Raw genomic sequence first — 14,272 nt, forward strand, 5'->3', positions numbered from 1 at the left:
AGTCCCTCGTACGTATTCCGCTCCCCTACCGTCCGTACTGCCGACGGGGTAGATCACGTCGCTGGCGATGACGGCGAATTCCGTTCCCTGACCGGCCTTCAGGAAGCCAGGGGCGACGGCGTATCGGGGATCGTCCCCTTCGCCGGTGTCTCCCGATGACCATGAAGCGGTGAACCGTAGCAACGATCCAGGAACGGGCGGGGAAGGGTGCGTCGGGACGCTGTCGTCTCTTCGTGCTTCAGGAGGGGTGAAGGCGTCGAGTCCGTACCTGTGCATCGGGCCGGGCCGAGAGGTGGCGCCTGTCTGCGGCACGGCGGTGAAGGAGTTCGGCCGGCCGGGGGTGAGCTGCGAGGCCGTCGTCGCCTGTCCGGGGACCCGCGTGTCCGGGGACGGCTGGTCCTCCGGTTCTGGCCGGGGCTGCGTCTCCCCCGGTTCACCGGTTTCGCCGCGTGAGGGGCGTGGTGGTGGGGCCGTGCCGTCCATGGTGCGCGTCGGCGGTGATCGCAGAGGGCGGCGGTCGCGTCGCCGTGTTCGTCGCCGTCCGGGGCGCGGGGCCCGGCGGGCTGCGCCGGGACCGCTCTGCGGCCGGGGTGGACGGCCCCGGCCCGAGATAGGCAGGCTGCCTGTTAATATTTGTCAGGTGGCCTGCTCATCTCCGCCGGGATCTCCCCAGCAGGCCTGCCCCGTCGCGGAAGGTCCCGGAGGAAGGAGCCGCGCCGTGCCGTCTGCCGGTGACACCCGCACTCCGGAGCGGATATCCGAGGCCGGAGCGCCCCGCGGCAATCCCTTCGGTGCGCGCTTTGTGGCGCCGCTGTACCTGGGGGCCTCGCTCAACCCGGTCAACAGCTCGATCATCGCGACGGCGCTGGTCGCCATCGCCGCGGCCCTGCACATCCCCGTCGGGGACACCGCGATCCTGATCTCCAGCCTCTATCTCACCAGCGCGCTGGCCCAGCCCGCCGCCGGGCGCCTCGCCGAGGAGTTCGGGCCCCGGCGGATCTTCGTGGCCGGTATCACGCTGGTGCTCGCGGCCGGGATCGTCGGCTCGCTGGCCCACTCGCTGACGGCACTGATCGTGGCCCGGGTACTGATCGGCGCGGGCACCTCGGCGGGCTACCCGGCGGCGATGCTGCTGATCCGCCGCCGCGCCGCACAGGCCGGCCACGAGGCCCCGCCGCGCGAGGTGCTCGGCGGTCTGTCGATCACCGGTGCCGCCACCGTCGCCGTCGGCCCCGCCATCGGCGGACTGCTGATCGGCTGGGCGGGCTGGCGCGCCGCCTTCTGGATCAACATCCCGGTCGCCGCCGTCGCCCTGTTCCTGGCGCTGGCCGGGATCGCCCGGGACCCCGACCCGGTGCGCTTCGGCTCGCCCCGCGCGCTCGCCTCCCGCATCGACCTGCTCGGCATGCTGGGCTTCGGCGGCTCGCTCACCGCGCTGATGGTCTTCCTCGACGCGCTGCCGCGCCTGGACCGGCCCGCGCTCGCCGCCGCCCTGGTCCTCGCCGCCGCCCTGGTCGGCTGGGAACTGCGCGCCGCCCAGCCCTTCCTCGACGTACGGCTGCTCGTCGCCAACGGCGCCCTGACCCGCACCTACCTGCGCAACGGCCTGACCCTGATGGGCACCTACGTGATCCTGTACGGGCTCACCCAGTGGCTGGAGGTGGCCCGCGGCCTGTCCGCCTACCAGGCCGGGCTGATGCTGATGCCGATGGGTGTGCTGACCGCCCTGGCCGCCCGGCTGGTGTCGCGGCGGGCGGCGGTGCGGTGGCCGCTGATCGCCTGCGCGGTCCTGCTGCTCGTCGGCGCGGTGGCCACGCTGTTCGTGGGCAGCAACACCCCGATGGCGGCGGTCATCTGCGTCACCGCGGTCTTCGGCCTGACCTCCGGCGCCGGAACGGTCGCCAACCAGACCGTCCTCTACCAGGAGGCCCCCGCCGCCGCGCTGGGCACCGCTTCCGGACTGCTGCGCACCTTCGGCTACATCGGGTCCATCGCCTCGGCGGCGATCACCGGCACCGCCTTCCACCGCGGCGTGAGCGACAGCGGCCTGCACTCCATAGCGTGGGTGCTGGTCGCGATCTCCGCTCTCGTCCTCGTGATGACCGTCCTCGACCGGCAGTTGGCCCGCGCCGACCGGCACCACACGAACCAGCCCCCGGCCGGGGCGCGGAATCCGGACCCCGCGCCCAGCACACACCCCACTCGCACAGAACCCCCTCGCACAGAAAGCCGATCCACAGACATGACCACTGGTACGCACACCGCCCCCGCCCTCGACCCGGCCCGCACCGCGCTGCTGCTGATGGACTTCCAGCCCGTCGTGCTCGGCGCCGTGCCCGACCCGCAGGGCGTGCTCGCCCGCGCGGGCGAGGCACTGGCCTGGGCCCGCGCCCACGGGGCGCACGTCGTCTTCGTACGCGTCGCGCTCGCGGAGAAGGACGCCGCCGCCGTGCCCGCCCACAACAAGACGTTCTCCCAGGCCGTCGCGGCCGGGTACCTCACCGACGGCACCGCGGCGACGGCCGTGCACGAGTCCCTGAAGGCCGGGGAGGACGATCTGACCGTGCGCAAGACACGGATCAGTGCCTTCGCCAGCGACACCGACCTGCGCGCCGAACTCCGTGCCCGCGGCGTGGACACCCTGGTCCTCGCCGGGCTGTCCACCAGCGGCGTGGTGCTGACCACCCTGCGGCAGGCGGCCGATGAGGACTACCGTCTGTTCCTCCTGGCCGACGCCACCGCCGACCCCGATCCGGAGGTGCACCAGGTGCTCATGGAGAAGGTCTTCCCCCACCAGGCCGAGATCATCAGCACCGCGGACCTCGCCGCCCTGAGCACGGCAGCGCAGTAGCCGGCACGGCGCTAGGCGGTCTCACAGTCCGCCAGGCGATTCATGATCTCGGCGGCCCTGTCGAGCGTCCGGCGCTCGGGGGCCCGAAGCGCGGACCCGATCACCTCGGCCAGCCACGCCTCACGGGCCGCCGGGATCCGCTCGGTCAGCGTCCGCCCGGCCGGGGTCGCGCTCACCAGGGCCTTGCGCCCGTCGTCGGGGTCCTTCGCGGTGGTGACCAGTTCACCGGCGCGCAGCGCGGCCACGGTCTCCGCCATCGACTGCCGCCGCACGTGCTCGGCCTGCGCGAGCTCGCTCACGGTCATCGGGCCGTCCGTGACGATCCGGTGCAGCGTGGTCAGATGCGACCAGTTCCACGGCAGGTCGTCGATCGGCGCCTCGGTGCGCAGCCGCGCGCGCAGCCGCGTCATCGCCCGCATCAGCTCGACGGCGGTGCCCTCTGGCGGTACCGGTTCGCTACTCACCGAGCCAGCATATTGCAGGGCGAAGATGCCCTGACCAGGGACGGGAACCGGGAGAGGCGGATCCCCGGGCAGGCGGACCCGATCCCGTCAACGGCCGGCCGGACAGACCCTGTTGCACGTACGGAGCTCGCTCCCGGCGGCGCCTCCGCGGCGGGCAGTGCGCCGTTCGCCTGCCGGCCGCCGTGGCTGGGGTGGTGGTTCCCGTCCGCGCCGCCGTCCCTGGCACGGCGCGCGTCTTCGGGGTGGCAGATACCTTTGAGGACGAGCGGCAGGTCGGTGATCGACCGCAGCCGGCTGAGATCGTCCCAGGTCAGCGGATTGCCGAAGGTCCGTGCCCACTCCAGCAGTGCGGCCCGCACATCCTCCTCGGGGGCTTTGGCCAGCCGGGTCCGGAAGGCCGGGTCGGACGTGTGGCTGGCAAGGCAGTGGCCGCGCGACTGCGGGAAGTTGCCGGTTGCCCGGTCGCGGGGGCTCCATCCCGTGATCCAGGTGGTCACAGCGGTACGGACCGCGCTGAAGGGGTTGTGGCCGGCGTGCATTGATCCGCCGCGGCCCCCGGTCACGTCGCGCGTGCGCGGTCCGCCGATGAGCAGCCGGTGATCTCGTTTTGTACGATCGGGGCATGGCTGCGGAGTATCCCGAGGCCGCAAAGCAGCTGTCCGTGGTCGCGGAGAGCGTGGGGGCACATCTTTCGGACGTCAGCCGTGACATCGGGGAGCAGCTGCTCGCGGAGATCCCGGAGCTCCGGGGTGACGGGACCGTCATCAAGATCCTCGAAGCGAGCGTCGCGGAGAACGTCGCCACGCTGCTGCACATTTTCGAGAACGACATACCGCTGGACAACGTCGAGGGGCCCCCGGTCGCCTCGGAGTACGCCCGGAGACTGGCCCAGCGGAACGTACCCCTCGGTGCGCTGATCAGGTCCTACAGGATCGGGCACTGGCGTTTCCTGCAATGGTGTCTCGACGAGCTCAGCCGTCAGGGCGCCGACGAGTCCCTGTCCGCCGCGACCAACCGGCGCATGCTGAACATGAGTTTCGGCTACATCGACCGGGTCACGGAGCATGTCATCGATGTCTACCAGCTCGAACGCGACCACTGGCTGCTGAGCCGGACAGCCGTGCGTGCCGCGCGCGTGCGGGACATCCTCGCCGGGAAGGACGTCGATCTCGACTGGGCGGAGTCGGCTCTGGGGTACCGCATCCGGCAGTACCACCTCGGGCTGGTGTCCTGGCTGCCCCCGCTGGCGGAGGCGGGTGCGGGGCTGGCCAGACTCGACCGGATGACCACCGTGGCCGCCGAAGCGCTCGGCTGTCCTGCCCGGCCGCTGTTCGTTCCCCGGGACGAAGCGCTGTCCTGGGCGTGGCTGCCGTTCGGCTCGCACCACGACGTCTCCTGGGAACAGCTGTCGGACGCGATCGAGAGGACCGATGCCTCGGTGCATGTGTGCGTGGGGAACGTGGAGCCCGGCATCGGGGGGTTCCGCTCCACGCACCACCAGGCACTGCGCACCCAGGAGCTGGCGACGCTGGCCAGTCCCGGCACCCGGTTCACCGAGTACTCCCGGGTGGCTCCGATCGCCTTGATGTGCGCCAATGTCGAGGACATGCGCGCCTGGGTGTGGGGGGTTCTGGGCCCGCTGGCTGTCGATGACGAGAACTGCGCGCGGCTGCGGGAGACCGTGCAGATCTTCCTGGACACCGGCTGCAGTTACACCGCCACGGCCGGCGCTCAGATTCTGCACAAGAACACCGTGCACTACCGCATCCGGAAGGCCGAGGAGGTCATGGGCCATCCCGTCCAGGAGCGCCGCATCGATCTGGAAGTCGCGCTGCTGGCCGTCCAGTACCTCGGCCTGACGCTCCTTCGCAGCGCCCCGGCATGACACGCCCTCGCGCCGGCCGGCCTGTCGCCCCCGGGCGGTCCGTGGCCGAGATCTGGGAGCTGCTCCTCGGCGTCAGTCGGTGCCGGCCGTGACCGGCTCCCAGCGGGTGTACTCGTCCATCAGTTCGGCGAAGCGGCCGCGCACCATCTCCAGGCCTGCGGTGGCCACCGCGAGGTGCAGCGGGGGCTCGTCGATGCCCGTGATGTCGGCGACGGCCGCCATGGACTTGACGAGGTCGCCCCGCACCGCCTGCTGGTCGAATGCGGCCATGGCGGCGTAGGAGGGCGCGTAGTCGGGGATGGACGTGGCGGGGAGCTTCGCATTGGTCCCGAAACTGGTGTTGTAGCCCGCCGGCTCGACCAGGGTGACGCGGATGCCCAGCGGGCCGACCTCCTTGGCCAGTCCCTCGGTCAGGTTCTGCACGGCGCTCTTGGAGGCGCAGTACACGGCCATCGTGGGCAGGCTGACGTGGCCGCCCATGGAGCCGACGTTGATGATGTGGCCGCGGCCGCGTTCCCGCATGTGCGGGAGTACGGCCTGGATCACCTGGACGAGGCCCACCACGTTGGTCTCGAACTGGTCGCGCAGCTGGTCGGGGCTGACTTCCTCGACCGTGCCGACCTGCCCGTAGCCGGCGGCGCCCACGAGGGCGTCGATGGCGCCGAAGCGGTCGAGGGTCTCCTTGACGGCCTGCTCGATGCCGGCGGCGTCGGTGACGTCGAGGCGTGCGACCAGGACGTTGCCGAGGCCGGCGAAGGCCGGGTTGGCCTTGGCCGTGTCGCGCATGGTGGCCACGACGTTCCAGCCGCGCGCGGCGTACTCGAAGGTGGCCGCTTCGCCCATGCCTGTCGAAGCACCTGTGATCAGAACGGTCTTGCGCATGATGCCCTCTCTCGCGGCGTGGTCTCTGCACCCACACTCGCTACTAAACAGAATCTACAAAACATGTATAGCACGCTCAGTCGGTATGGTGTGCATATGGCAGCGACCCGTGGGGACACCCGACGCCGCGAGCAGGTGCTCGCGGCGGCACTGACCGTTTTCGCCACGTTCGGCTATCGCAAGACGTCGATGGACGCGGTGGCCCAGGCGGCGGACATCTCCCGCCCCGGCCTGTACTTCCTCTTCTCCGGCAAGGAGGAGCTGTTCCGCGAGACCATGCGGCAGGCGCTGGACGAGGCCCTGGGCGACGCCCGCACGGCGCTGGCCGCGCCCGGTGCGGACCTCAACGCGCGTCTGGTGGCCGCGCTCGACGCCCATCTGGGCCGCTACGTCGGCACGCACATCAACGAGGGCGTCGACGACCTGCTGGAGCACGGCACCGCGCAGCTCGAGAACATGTACGACGACTACCGGGGCGCCTTCCTCGACGCGCTCACCGAGGCCGTCGCCGCCTCCGGCCGGCCCACCGCAGGCGTCACCCCGCGGCAGATCGCCGAGGTCCTGCACGCCGCCGCCGAGGGCTGGAAGCACCGCGTCGCCGACCGTCCGGCATTCGTCGACAAGCTCACCATGGCCGTCGGCGTCGCCCTGCGCCCCTAGGCTCCGCCGGCGGCACCGCCGCTGGGGGCACCCCCTGCTCGAAGAGCTTGGGGGAGGGCGTACCGGGCCCCCGCATCTGCGGCATGACCGGCCGGGCAGGCCCTAGAAGCTCCTGCGCACACCCCCGTCGACCGACAGCATCACGCCCGTCAGGTAGGACGCGGCGGGCGACAGCAGGAAGGCGGCGCTGCGGCCGAACTCCTCGGGGGTTCCATAGCGGCGCAGGGGGACGCCGGCGGTCGCACGGGCGCGGGCGGCGTCGGCGTGGCCGGTGTGCGCGTCGAGTTCGCGGACCCGGTCGGTCTCGATGTGGGCGGGCACGAGACCGACGACGCGGATGCCCCGGGGACCCAGCTCGTTCGCCAGGTTCTTCGCGTAACCGGCCAGGCCCGGCCGGAAGGCGTTGGAGAGCGCGAGGCCGGGAATCGGCTCGTACACGGAGCTGGAGAGGACGAAGCCGATGACCCCTCCCCCGTCCAGCTCCGCCGCGACGGCGCGCGACAGCCGCACCGCACCGAGGAAGACCGACTCGAAGGCGGCACGCCACAGATCGTCGTCGGTGGTGTCCGACGTACCTGCCGGCGGGCCGCCGACGCTGATGAGCACCCCGTCCAGCCGCCTGAAGGCATCGCGTGCCGCGCCGATGAGCCGGTCCGGGGCAGCGGGGTCGGCGTTGTCGGCCACGACACCGACCGCCTGCCCCCGGCCGCCGAGCTCCGCCTCGGCGGCGGCCACCGGCTTCTCGCCGCGGCCGCTGACGACCACCCTCGCCCCGTCCGCCACCAGTTCGCGCGCGGCGGCCCTGCCCAGACCGCGGGTGCCACCGGTGACGATGTACACCCGGTCCTTCAGTCCAAGGTCCATGACCGCTGTCTCCTGTCCCGCCGTGCCGGTCGCACGGCCTACAGCATCGCCTTCTGGGGCTGGGTGGGCACCACGATGACGGTGGTGGTGCCGGCGCTCAGGGCCGCCTTGAACTCACGCTCCAGGTCCCCCGTGGTCTCCACGTCGACCGCACGGCATCCGAATCCGCGGGCCACGGAGGCGATGTCGAGCCCGGGCAGGTCGAGTCCCGGAACGCCCGGTGTCTCCTCCAGTACCGCGAACGACTTGAGGATGGAGTACTCCTGGTTGCGCATGACCACGTACACGATGGGAAGGTCGTGCCGGGCCGCCGTCCAGATGGCCTGCACGGAGTACTGGAAGGAACCGTCGCCGATCAGGCCGACCACCGGCCGGTCGACGCCCCGCTCCCGGTCGCCCAGCGCGACGCCCACCGCGGCCGGGGTGCCCCAGCCGATCCCTCCGCTGGCCGTGGCGAAGAACGATCCGCTCCTGACCGTCGGAAGCCACTCGACCTGCTGCGCCATCGTGGAGGTCGATTCGTTGACGATGACCGCGTCCGGCGGCCGGACCCTGCTCAGGGCGGCGTACACCTCCGGCGGGGTGAGCGGGCTGCCCGGCACCTGCGGCAGCTCACGGGGCCGCGCCATCGGCTCCGGAGCGGTCCGCGCAGACCCCTCGGCGACCATGTCCAGGAGCAGCCCGGTCGCCGTCGCGGGATCGCCCAGGAGGCTGTCGCCCACCCGCGCCGCCGCGGCCACCCCCGGATTGCCGGTGATCTGCAGGAGTTCGGTGCCGTCGGGGAGGTAGTCGCCGGGCACGTAGGGGTAGTAGCGGAACGCCTCCGCGCCGATCACGACCACCAGGTCGTGCCCGGCCAGCCGGTCGCTGATGGTCTTCACCGACATGCCGAGCGGGCCGCGGAAGAGGGGGTGGTCCTCGGGGAAGGAGGCGCGGTCCAGCAGCGGGGCGCCGTAGACGGAAGCGCGCAGCTTCTCCGCCGGGGCCACGGCCGCGTCCCAGCCGCCGGCGCGGTCCACCTCCGGCCCGAAGACCAGCGCGGGACGGCGGCTTGCGGAGATGCGGTCGGCGAACAGCCGCAGGCGCTGCGCATCGGGGACGACCCGGTCGCTGACGGTCCGGACCCGGGTGAATCCGGACAGCGGCCGCTTCCAGTCGTCCATGGGAATCGACAGGTAGACCGGTCCCGCCGGCGGCTGCAGTGCCTCCGCGTAGGCCCGCATGAAGGCCTCGGGGACGTCTTCGGCGCGGGCCGGCTCGTAGGACCACTTCACCCACGGCTTCGGCAGCGTGGTGGCCTCGCGGTTGCCGAGATACGGCTCCCCGATCACGAGTTCACGGTGCTGCTGTCCCGAGGTGATGATCAGGGGCGTGTTTCCGTGGTAGGCCGCCACCAGGTTGCCCACCGCGTTTCCCACCCCGGCCGAGGAGTGCACGTTGACCAGTGCCGGGCGGCGCGTGACCTGGGCGAAGGCGTCGGCCATCGCGATGACGGACGCCTCCTGCAGCGCCAGGACGTAGGTGAAGTCCTCGGGGAAATCCTGCAGGAAGGTCTGCTCGGTCGAGCCGGGATTGCCGAAGACCGTGGTGAGTTTCAGGGTCCGCAGCAGGTCGTAGGTCACGCTGTGGACGGTGGATCGCTCGGTCATTGTTGCCACCGACTTTCGTGCTGGAGCCGGGCGCCGGGTCAGCGGCCCTGCCCGTGGGGTGCGCGCTTCTCGGTGAAGGCCCGGGCGCCTTCCCTCGCGTCGTGGGACGCCGGAACCAAGCGCCGATCCGATCCTGCTCGACACCGGCGCCCTCGTCGCGAAATGCGGTCCGTTCGGTGACGGCACGTCCAGCGGCCGCCACGGCCGGCGGGGCGACGCCGCAGCGGACCTCCGGCCGGCCGGGGCCCGGCGCTCCGCGCGGCCACGGTCATGCCACGGGCGGGCGCCGCCCCGGGGCCCGCGACGGGCCGGCCGCCGTGCCGTCCGTCGCGTTCATGCACCGCTCCTTTGCCGCGCTCATGTACCGCTCTCCTTCCGGTCCGGGGATCGGACCGCTTCCGTCAGGACGACGCTAGGAGCGTGCACGGATGGAGCCATTGGGCGACGGACACCACATTTGCCAGGAAATTGGTTTCCTGACACCAATAAGAGCGATACTCACCGGTATTTCCTTGCTTGACAAAGCAGATGAATGCCTGGGCATACTCGGTCGGTCGGTCCGGACACGGGAGCCCGCATGAACCTCGGCATGGCCATCGCTGACTTCACCCGGCCCCGGGGCCCGGCAGGTATCGCACGTCACGTGGGCCGGCTCGCCCGCACCGCGGAGGAGTACGGGTTCACGCGCATCGCCGTCATGGACCATCTCTTCCAGATCGGGATCGTGGGGACGTCCGAACAGGAGATGCTGGAGGCGTACACCACGCTGGGCTACCTGGCGGCGAGCACCGAACGCGTGGAGCTTCTCGCCCTGGTGACCTCGGCCGGCTACCGCGAGCCCGGCCTGCTGGCCAAGATGGTCACCACGCTCGACGTACTGTCCGAGGGCCGGGCGGCCTTGGGCATCGGCGTCGGCGCGGGGTTCAACGTCGCCGAGGCGCGCGGACTGGGCCTGCCCTTCCCGCCCCTCGCGGAGCGGTTCGAACGCCTCGAGGAGACGCTGCGGATCTGCCTGCAGATGTGGAGCGACGACGAAGGGCCCTTCAACGGCCGCCACTACCGGCTCGAACGCACCCTCAACTCCCCGGCCACGGTACGGCGCCCCCATCCGCCGGTCCTGATCGGCGGGTCCGGCGAGCGGAAGACACTGCGGCTCGTCGCGGAGTACGGCAACGCCTGCAACCTCTTCCACGGACCGGACCTCCGGCACAAACTCGACGTGCTGCGCGGGCACTGCGACCGGGCCGGGCGGGACTACGACACGATCGAGAAGACCGTCCTTCTCCCCCTCGACCCCGGGCCGCGCGGCGAGCACGTGCCGGGCCTGCTCGCCGAACTGCGCCGGTTGCACCGGATCGGCATCGACCACGTCATCGGCCCGGTACGGGGAGCCGACCAGCAGGCAGCCCTCCAGCTGCTCGGAGAACGCGTCGTTCCCGAGGCAGCGCATTTCTGAGATACCGCGCCTCTGGGATACCGCATCCCTGGCCGCAGCACGTGGCAGGAACCTGACCAACCCCCGCTGTATCAGTGTGCTTGAAGAAGCGTTCAAAGAGCATCCGCTGACAGGCCCTCAAAGGAAAGTCCGTGCGTGACAGCAACGACCGCCGGGCAAGGACGCCGATGTCATCGTCGTCGGAGGCGGATCCGCGGGCGCCGTACTCGCCGCCCGGCTTCGAGCGGTCGGCGGCAGTTCACGATGGCGTCCGGCAGGAGGCCGTCGTCGTCAGGGCGTGCTGAGCTGACTACCTCCGCGACTGCTGGCGGTACCGGCCGGGAGCCAGGCCGTACTCTCGTTTGAACGCTTTGGCGAAGGCGAATTCGGAGGTGTATCCGGTGCGCTGCGCGACGGTCTGTACCGGCTTGTCGCTGTCACGCAGCAGTCGCGCCGCCAGGGTCATCCGCCACCAGGTCAGGTAGCCCAGCGGCGGTTTGCCGACCAGCGAGGTGAACCGGCGGGAGAAGGCCGCGCGCGACAGTCCGGCTTTCGCGCCCAGCGCTTCGACCGTCCACTGCCCGGCGGGTTCCCGGTGGATATGGTGCAGCGCTGCGGTGATCGCCGGATCGCGCAGCGTCGCGGCCCACCCGGTGGCCGGACCGTCGTCGGTTTGCTCGTCGAGCCAGGCCCGCAGGATGTACAGCAGCATGATGTCCAGCAGGGCCGACACGACCGCTTCGGTTCCGTGGTCCGGGTAGGCGATCTCGTCGCCGAGCAGGTTGACGGCAGCATGCAGCGGCGTGCGGTGGCCAAGACGTGCCGGAAGGTGGATGACCTCGGGCAGTTCCTCGAACAGTGGATGTGGCCGGGTCTGGTCGAGCGTGTATGCGCCGCACAGCAGGACCGTCGTGGCTCCCTCGCCGTCGTCGGCGCTCGGCGCTATCTCCCGCAGGGAGGCCGAGGGTGCGCCCGTCAGGGTCGTCGACGGGCTGTCGGCCAGAGCGTGCCCGCAGCCGTGCGGAAGGCACACCACATCGCCCACGCTCAGGGCGATCGCGGCGCCCGTCGGCGGGATCAGCCAGCATGCCCCTTCCAGCACCACATGGAAGCCGGCCCCGGAGAACGGCTCGGCCCGCACTCCCCACGGAGCGCGCTTGCGGATCTCACTGGAATGCGGGCGCCCCATACGCATGACACCGATCGCATCGCTGAGCACGTCCATCGCCAGACCGTATCGCGAGGCCGCTACGCGCAAGACGATCAGATATGAAACGGAGACGGTGAGCCATGGGGAGCGCCTCCTGACCTCCATACGCTGAGTGCGCCAAACAGATTGGCCGATCGGTCTACCAGAAGGGCAGGACATGAGCCTGTACACCGCCGTCGCGACCGCGACCGGCCGCGACGGCCGCGCCTTCAGTTCGGACGGCAAGTTGGACGTCGAGCTGGCCCTCCAGAAGGAGTTGGGCGGCACCGGCGAGGGCACCAACCCCGAGCAGCTCTTCGCGGCGGGCTATGCGGCCTGCTTCGCCACCTCCATGCAGCTGGTGGCACAGAAGGAGAAGATCGACGTCTCGGGCATGTCGGTCACCGCCGAAGTCGGCCTCGCCCCCAACGGGCAGGGCGGCTTCCAGCTCGAAGTCAGCCTGCGGACGAAGCTGCCGGACAGCCTGCCCCGGGAAGTCGGTCGCGAGCTCATCGAGGCCACCCACCAGGTTTGCCCGTACTCCAACGCCACGCGCGGCAGCATCCCGGTCGAGCTGCTCGCCGAGTAACCGCCGCCCGCTGAACGCCGCCTGGACCGCAACCGCCGGAGTTCGCGATCCATTCGCGATCCAGGTGGCGTCGTCCTGCCCGGTTGCCCACGGCGCGGGGCAACGCCTGTCGGTCTTGAGACCAGCTCATTTCACACCGAGACCCTGTGTACGTTCAGGCGTACCTGACTGTGCACGTTTGCTTGCCTGTACGCCGGCAACGGGGCTTGACCGGTGCCGGTGAGCGGGGTCCGGTGCGTGCAGCCGCAAGGCGGAGGAGGGAGTCGTGGCGGAGCCATGGCGACCGACGACAACGCCGCAGGGGGCCCTTCCCTGTTCGAGCGAAGCCGAGAGTTTGGGGGCGTGCGTGCCAGACCCCCGCGGCCCAGGCCTGACCCAAACGCAGCCCCGGGTCCTCCCGCGTCACGGACGCGTCCCTGAGCCACGCCTCGGCGGCAGCGGACGCCGGTGACCGCCCCGATCCGTTGTCCCGGCGAATTCGCCGAGCAGGACGGCGGGTGGCTCCTCGCCGAGCGCGGGCTGACGACCGACCGGACCGGGACACGGCCGCCGGTGGCCTGATTCAGTCGAGTTCTTTCACCACGGCCTCGAACTGCCTCACCAGAGCGGGCAGGGAGCGTCCGTCGAGCTGGTCGACGACCCGCTTACGGGCACTCGCCAGATGAACGGGGTAGGCGGCCTGAAGACGCTTCAGCCCCTCGGGGGTCAAAGAGGCCACATTGCCCCGCCCGTCGCCTTCGTGACGCCGCTTGGTCACCTGGCCCCGGGCCTGGAGCGTGTCCACGATCCGGGTGATCCGGCTTGCCGACAGGGCGCTGGCCGCGGCGAGATCCGTCATCCGCAGCTCCTGGTTCTCCGCTTCGGAGAGACTCATGAGGACGACGTACTCGGTGAGCGTCAGTCCCGTGGCCCGCAGCAGATCGTCGTCCAGCGAGCGCGGGAGCGCGATGATGACGCGCATCAGGGCACGCCAGAATCGCTCTTCCTCGGCGGCCAGCGGAGCAGCGTCATTCATCCGTGTAGCTTACATGCTCAAGCAAGCAAGCTCAAACGGTGACCGGATCCCGGGTTCCCGCGCAGCCTGCGGCACTGGCAGGGCCGGCCGGCGACCGCCCGCGCCCGCGCCCGCGCGGCGAACGGGCTGGCGGCCGCGGGATCCAGCCGGCCCACGGCACGCCTGCAGGCGCCGACCCGACAAGCCCTCGTTTACTTGCTTGACAAAGCATCACCATCGTAGAGATGCTTGCTTACGCAAGGAACAATCTGTCGGGGATCGCCGCGTGCGACGACGAGTGAGAGGCCAGAAGGGCATGAGTGTCCAGTTGCCGCCCGCCGGGACCTACCAGGTCGATCCGGCGCGATCGTCCATCACCTTCACCACCCGGCACCTGTTCGGCCTCGGCAGGGTGAACGGCACCTTCACGCTGGAGTCGGCGAGCATCTCCGTCGCCGAACCGGTGACCGGGTCGGCCGTGCACGCGGTCGTCGCGGCGGGCAGTTTCCACACCGGTGCGGCGCGCCGGGACGATCACGTGCGCTCGCCCGCGTTCCTGGACACGGACCGGCACCCGGCCATCCGCTTCGAGTCGAGCGGGGCGGTCCGCGGCGACGACGGCGTCTGGACGGTGGAGGGGTCGCTCACGGTCCGTGGGCACCGCGCTCCCCTCCGGCTGACGATCGACTCACTGACCGTCAGGGACGGATCGCTGCGGCTCTCGGCCTCGGCGACCGTCGACCGGCACCGCCACGGCCTGACAGCCGCCCGCGGGATGGCGGCCCGCCGGCTGCGGCTCTCCCTGACCGC

The 14,272-nt window shown here is 71.0% G+C and carries 11 protein-coding genes and 3 pseudogenes; 6 read left to right on the top strand and 8 right to left on the bottom strand.

All coding sequences use genetic code 11. From position 1 onward, the window contains the following. Nucleotides 1-6 precede the first annotated feature (6 nt). Nucleotides 7-153: pseudogene (locus ACZ7M3_RS10445) on the bottom strand (metallophosphoesterase); the annotation flags it as partial. A gap of 565 nt (nucleotides 154-718) precedes the next feature. On the opposite strand from ACZ7M3_RS10445, the gene ACZ7M3_RS10450 reads away from it, so the two are divergent. Next, a complete protein-coding gene (locus ACZ7M3_RS10450) occupies nucleotides 719-2,851 on the top strand; it encodes an MFS transporter (protein ID WP_472062286.1) in 2,133 nt (710 codons plus the stop codon). An 11-nt stretch (nucleotides 2,852-2,862) separates the two neighbouring features. Here ACZ7M3_RS10450 and ACZ7M3_RS10455 read toward each other — a convergent pair whose 3' ends face one another. Together ACZ7M3_RS10455 and ACZ7M3_RS10460 are read right to left on the bottom strand one after the other, a co-directional pair. Continuing rightward, entirely contained in the window at nucleotides 2,863-3,315 is a 453-nt protein-coding gene (locus ACZ7M3_RS10455; protein WP_472062288.1) for a MarR family winged helix-turn-helix transcriptional regulator, read from the bottom strand. A 131-nt stretch (nucleotides 3,316-3,446) separates the two neighbouring features. Then, nucleotides 3,447-3,833: pseudogene (locus ACZ7M3_RS10460) on the bottom strand (alpha-hydroxy-acid oxidizing protein); the annotation flags it as partial. Between the two features lie 104 nt (nucleotides 3,834-3,937). Here ACZ7M3_RS10460 and ACZ7M3_RS10465 point away from each other — a divergent pair. Continuing rightward, nucleotides 3,938-5,200, top strand: a complete 1,263-nt coding sequence (locus tag ACZ7M3_RS10465; RefSeq protein WP_472062290.1) for a PucR family transcriptional regulator — start codon at nucleotides 3,938-3,940, stop codon at nucleotides 5,198-5,200. Nucleotides 5,201-5,272: 72 nt separating this feature from the next. Here the strand turns inward: ACZ7M3_RS10465 and ACZ7M3_RS10470 are convergent, their stop codons facing one another. Beyond that, a complete protein-coding gene (locus tag ACZ7M3_RS10470; protein WP_472062292.1) occupies nucleotides 5,273-6,082 on the bottom strand; it encodes an SDR family NAD(P)-dependent oxidoreductase in 810 nt (269 codons plus the stop codon). Nucleotides 6,083-6,178: 96 nt separating this feature from the next. On the opposite strand from ACZ7M3_RS10470, the gene ACZ7M3_RS10475 reads away from it, so the two are divergent. Then, nucleotides 6,179-6,742, top strand: coding sequence for a TetR/AcrR family transcriptional regulator (locus tag ACZ7M3_RS10475; RefSeq protein ID WP_472062294.1), 564 nt, complete (start codon nucleotides 6,179-6,181; stop codon nucleotides 6,740-6,742). Nucleotides 6,743-6,844: 102 nt separating this feature from the next. Here the strand turns inward: ACZ7M3_RS10475 and ACZ7M3_RS10480 are convergent, their stop codons facing one another. Both ACZ7M3_RS10480 and mdlC read right to left on the bottom strand, forming a co-directional pair. Beyond that, nucleotides 6,845-7,606, bottom strand: a complete 762-nt coding sequence (locus ACZ7M3_RS10480; RefSeq protein WP_472062296.1) for an SDR family oxidoreductase — start codon at nucleotides 7,604-7,606, stop codon at nucleotides 6,845-6,847. A gap of 38 nt (nucleotides 7,607-7,644) precedes the next feature. Beyond that, nucleotides 7,645-9,255, bottom strand: a complete 1,611-nt coding sequence (gene mdlC, locus ACZ7M3_RS10485) for a benzoylformate decarboxylase (RefSeq protein ID WP_472062298.1) — start codon at nucleotides 9,253-9,255, stop codon at nucleotides 7,645-7,647. A gap of 577 nt (nucleotides 9,256-9,832) precedes the next feature. Between mdlC and ACZ7M3_RS10490 the strand changes: the two genes are divergently transcribed. Continuing rightward, on the top strand, nucleotides 9,833-10,711 hold the full coding sequence (locus ACZ7M3_RS10490) for an LLM class F420-dependent oxidoreductase (protein ID WP_472062300.1): 879 nt from the start codon (nucleotides 9,833-9,835) through the stop codon (nucleotides 10,709-10,711). A 289-nt stretch (nucleotides 10,712-11,000) separates the two neighbouring features. Here the strand turns inward: ACZ7M3_RS10490 and ACZ7M3_RS10495 are convergent, their stop codons facing one another. Continuing rightward, on the bottom strand, nucleotides 11,001-11,915 hold the full coding sequence (locus ACZ7M3_RS10495; protein ID WP_472062301.1) for an AraC family transcriptional regulator: 915 nt from the start codon (nucleotides 11,913-11,915) through the stop codon (nucleotides 11,001-11,003). 142 nt (nucleotides 11,916-12,057) lie between these two features. Here ACZ7M3_RS10495 and ACZ7M3_RS10500 point away from each other — a divergent pair, with 142 nt between their 5' ends. Then, nucleotides 12,058-12,468 (top strand): organic hydroperoxide resistance protein, encoded by a 411-nt coding sequence (locus ACZ7M3_RS10500; RefSeq protein ID WP_388401664.1) that lies wholly within the window; start codon nucleotides 12,058-12,060, stop codon nucleotides 12,466-12,468. Nucleotides 12,469-13,030: 562 nt separating this feature from the next. Here ACZ7M3_RS10500 and ACZ7M3_RS10505 read toward each other — a convergent pair. Further along, nucleotides 13,031-13,483 (bottom strand): MarR family winged helix-turn-helix transcriptional regulator, encoded by a 453-nt coding sequence (locus ACZ7M3_RS10505; protein ID WP_472062303.1) that lies wholly within the window; start codon nucleotides 13,481-13,483, stop codon nucleotides 13,031-13,033. Between the two features lie 295 nt (nucleotides 13,484-13,778). On the opposite strand from ACZ7M3_RS10505, the pseudogene ACZ7M3_RS10510 reads away from it, so the two are divergent. Then, nucleotides 13,779-14,261, top strand: a pseudogene (locus tag ACZ7M3_RS10510) (YceI family protein); the annotation flags it as partial. Nucleotides 14,262-14,272: the final 11 nt, after the last annotated feature.

The sequence above is a fragment of the Streptomyces sp. NPDC111656 genome, from assembly GCF_055656965.1.

Excerpts from the sequence above, each read along its gene's own strand:
- ACZ7M3_RS10465 (WP_472062290.1), top strand. The coding sequence starts at position 3,938 with ATGGCTGCGGAGTATCCCGAGGCCGCAAAGCAGCTGTCCGTGGTCGCG.
- ACZ7M3_RS10470 (WP_472062292.1), bottom strand. The coding sequence starts at position 6,082 with ATGCGCAAGACCGTTCTGATCACAGGTGCTTCGACAGGCATGGGCGAA.
- ACZ7M3_RS10475 (WP_472062294.1), top strand. The coding sequence starts at position 6,179 with ATGGCAGCGACCCGTGGGGACACCCGACGCCGCGAGCAGGTGCTCGCG.
- ACZ7M3_RS10480 (WP_472062296.1), bottom strand. The coding sequence starts at position 7,606 with ATGGACCTTGGACTGAAGGACCGGGTGTACATCGTCACCGGTGGCACC.
- mdlC (WP_472062298.1), bottom strand. The coding sequence starts at position 9,255 with ATGACCGAGCGATCCACCGTCCACAGCGTGACCTACGACCTGCTGCGG.
- ACZ7M3_RS10490 (WP_472062300.1), top strand. The coding sequence starts at position 9,833 with ATGAACCTCGGCATGGCCATCGCTGACTTCACCCGGCCCCGGGGCCCG.
- ACZ7M3_RS10495 (WP_472062301.1), bottom strand. The coding sequence starts at position 11,915 with ATGGACGTGCTCAGCGATGCGATCGGTGTCATGCGTATGGGGCGCCCG.
- ACZ7M3_RS10500 (WP_388401664.1), top strand. The coding sequence starts at position 12,058 with ATGAGCCTGTACACCGCCGTCGCGACCGCGACCGGCCGCGACGGCCGC.
- ACZ7M3_RS10505 (WP_472062303.1), bottom strand. The coding sequence starts at position 13,483 with ATGAATGACGCTGCTCCGCTGGCCGCCGAGGAAGAGCGATTCTGGCGT.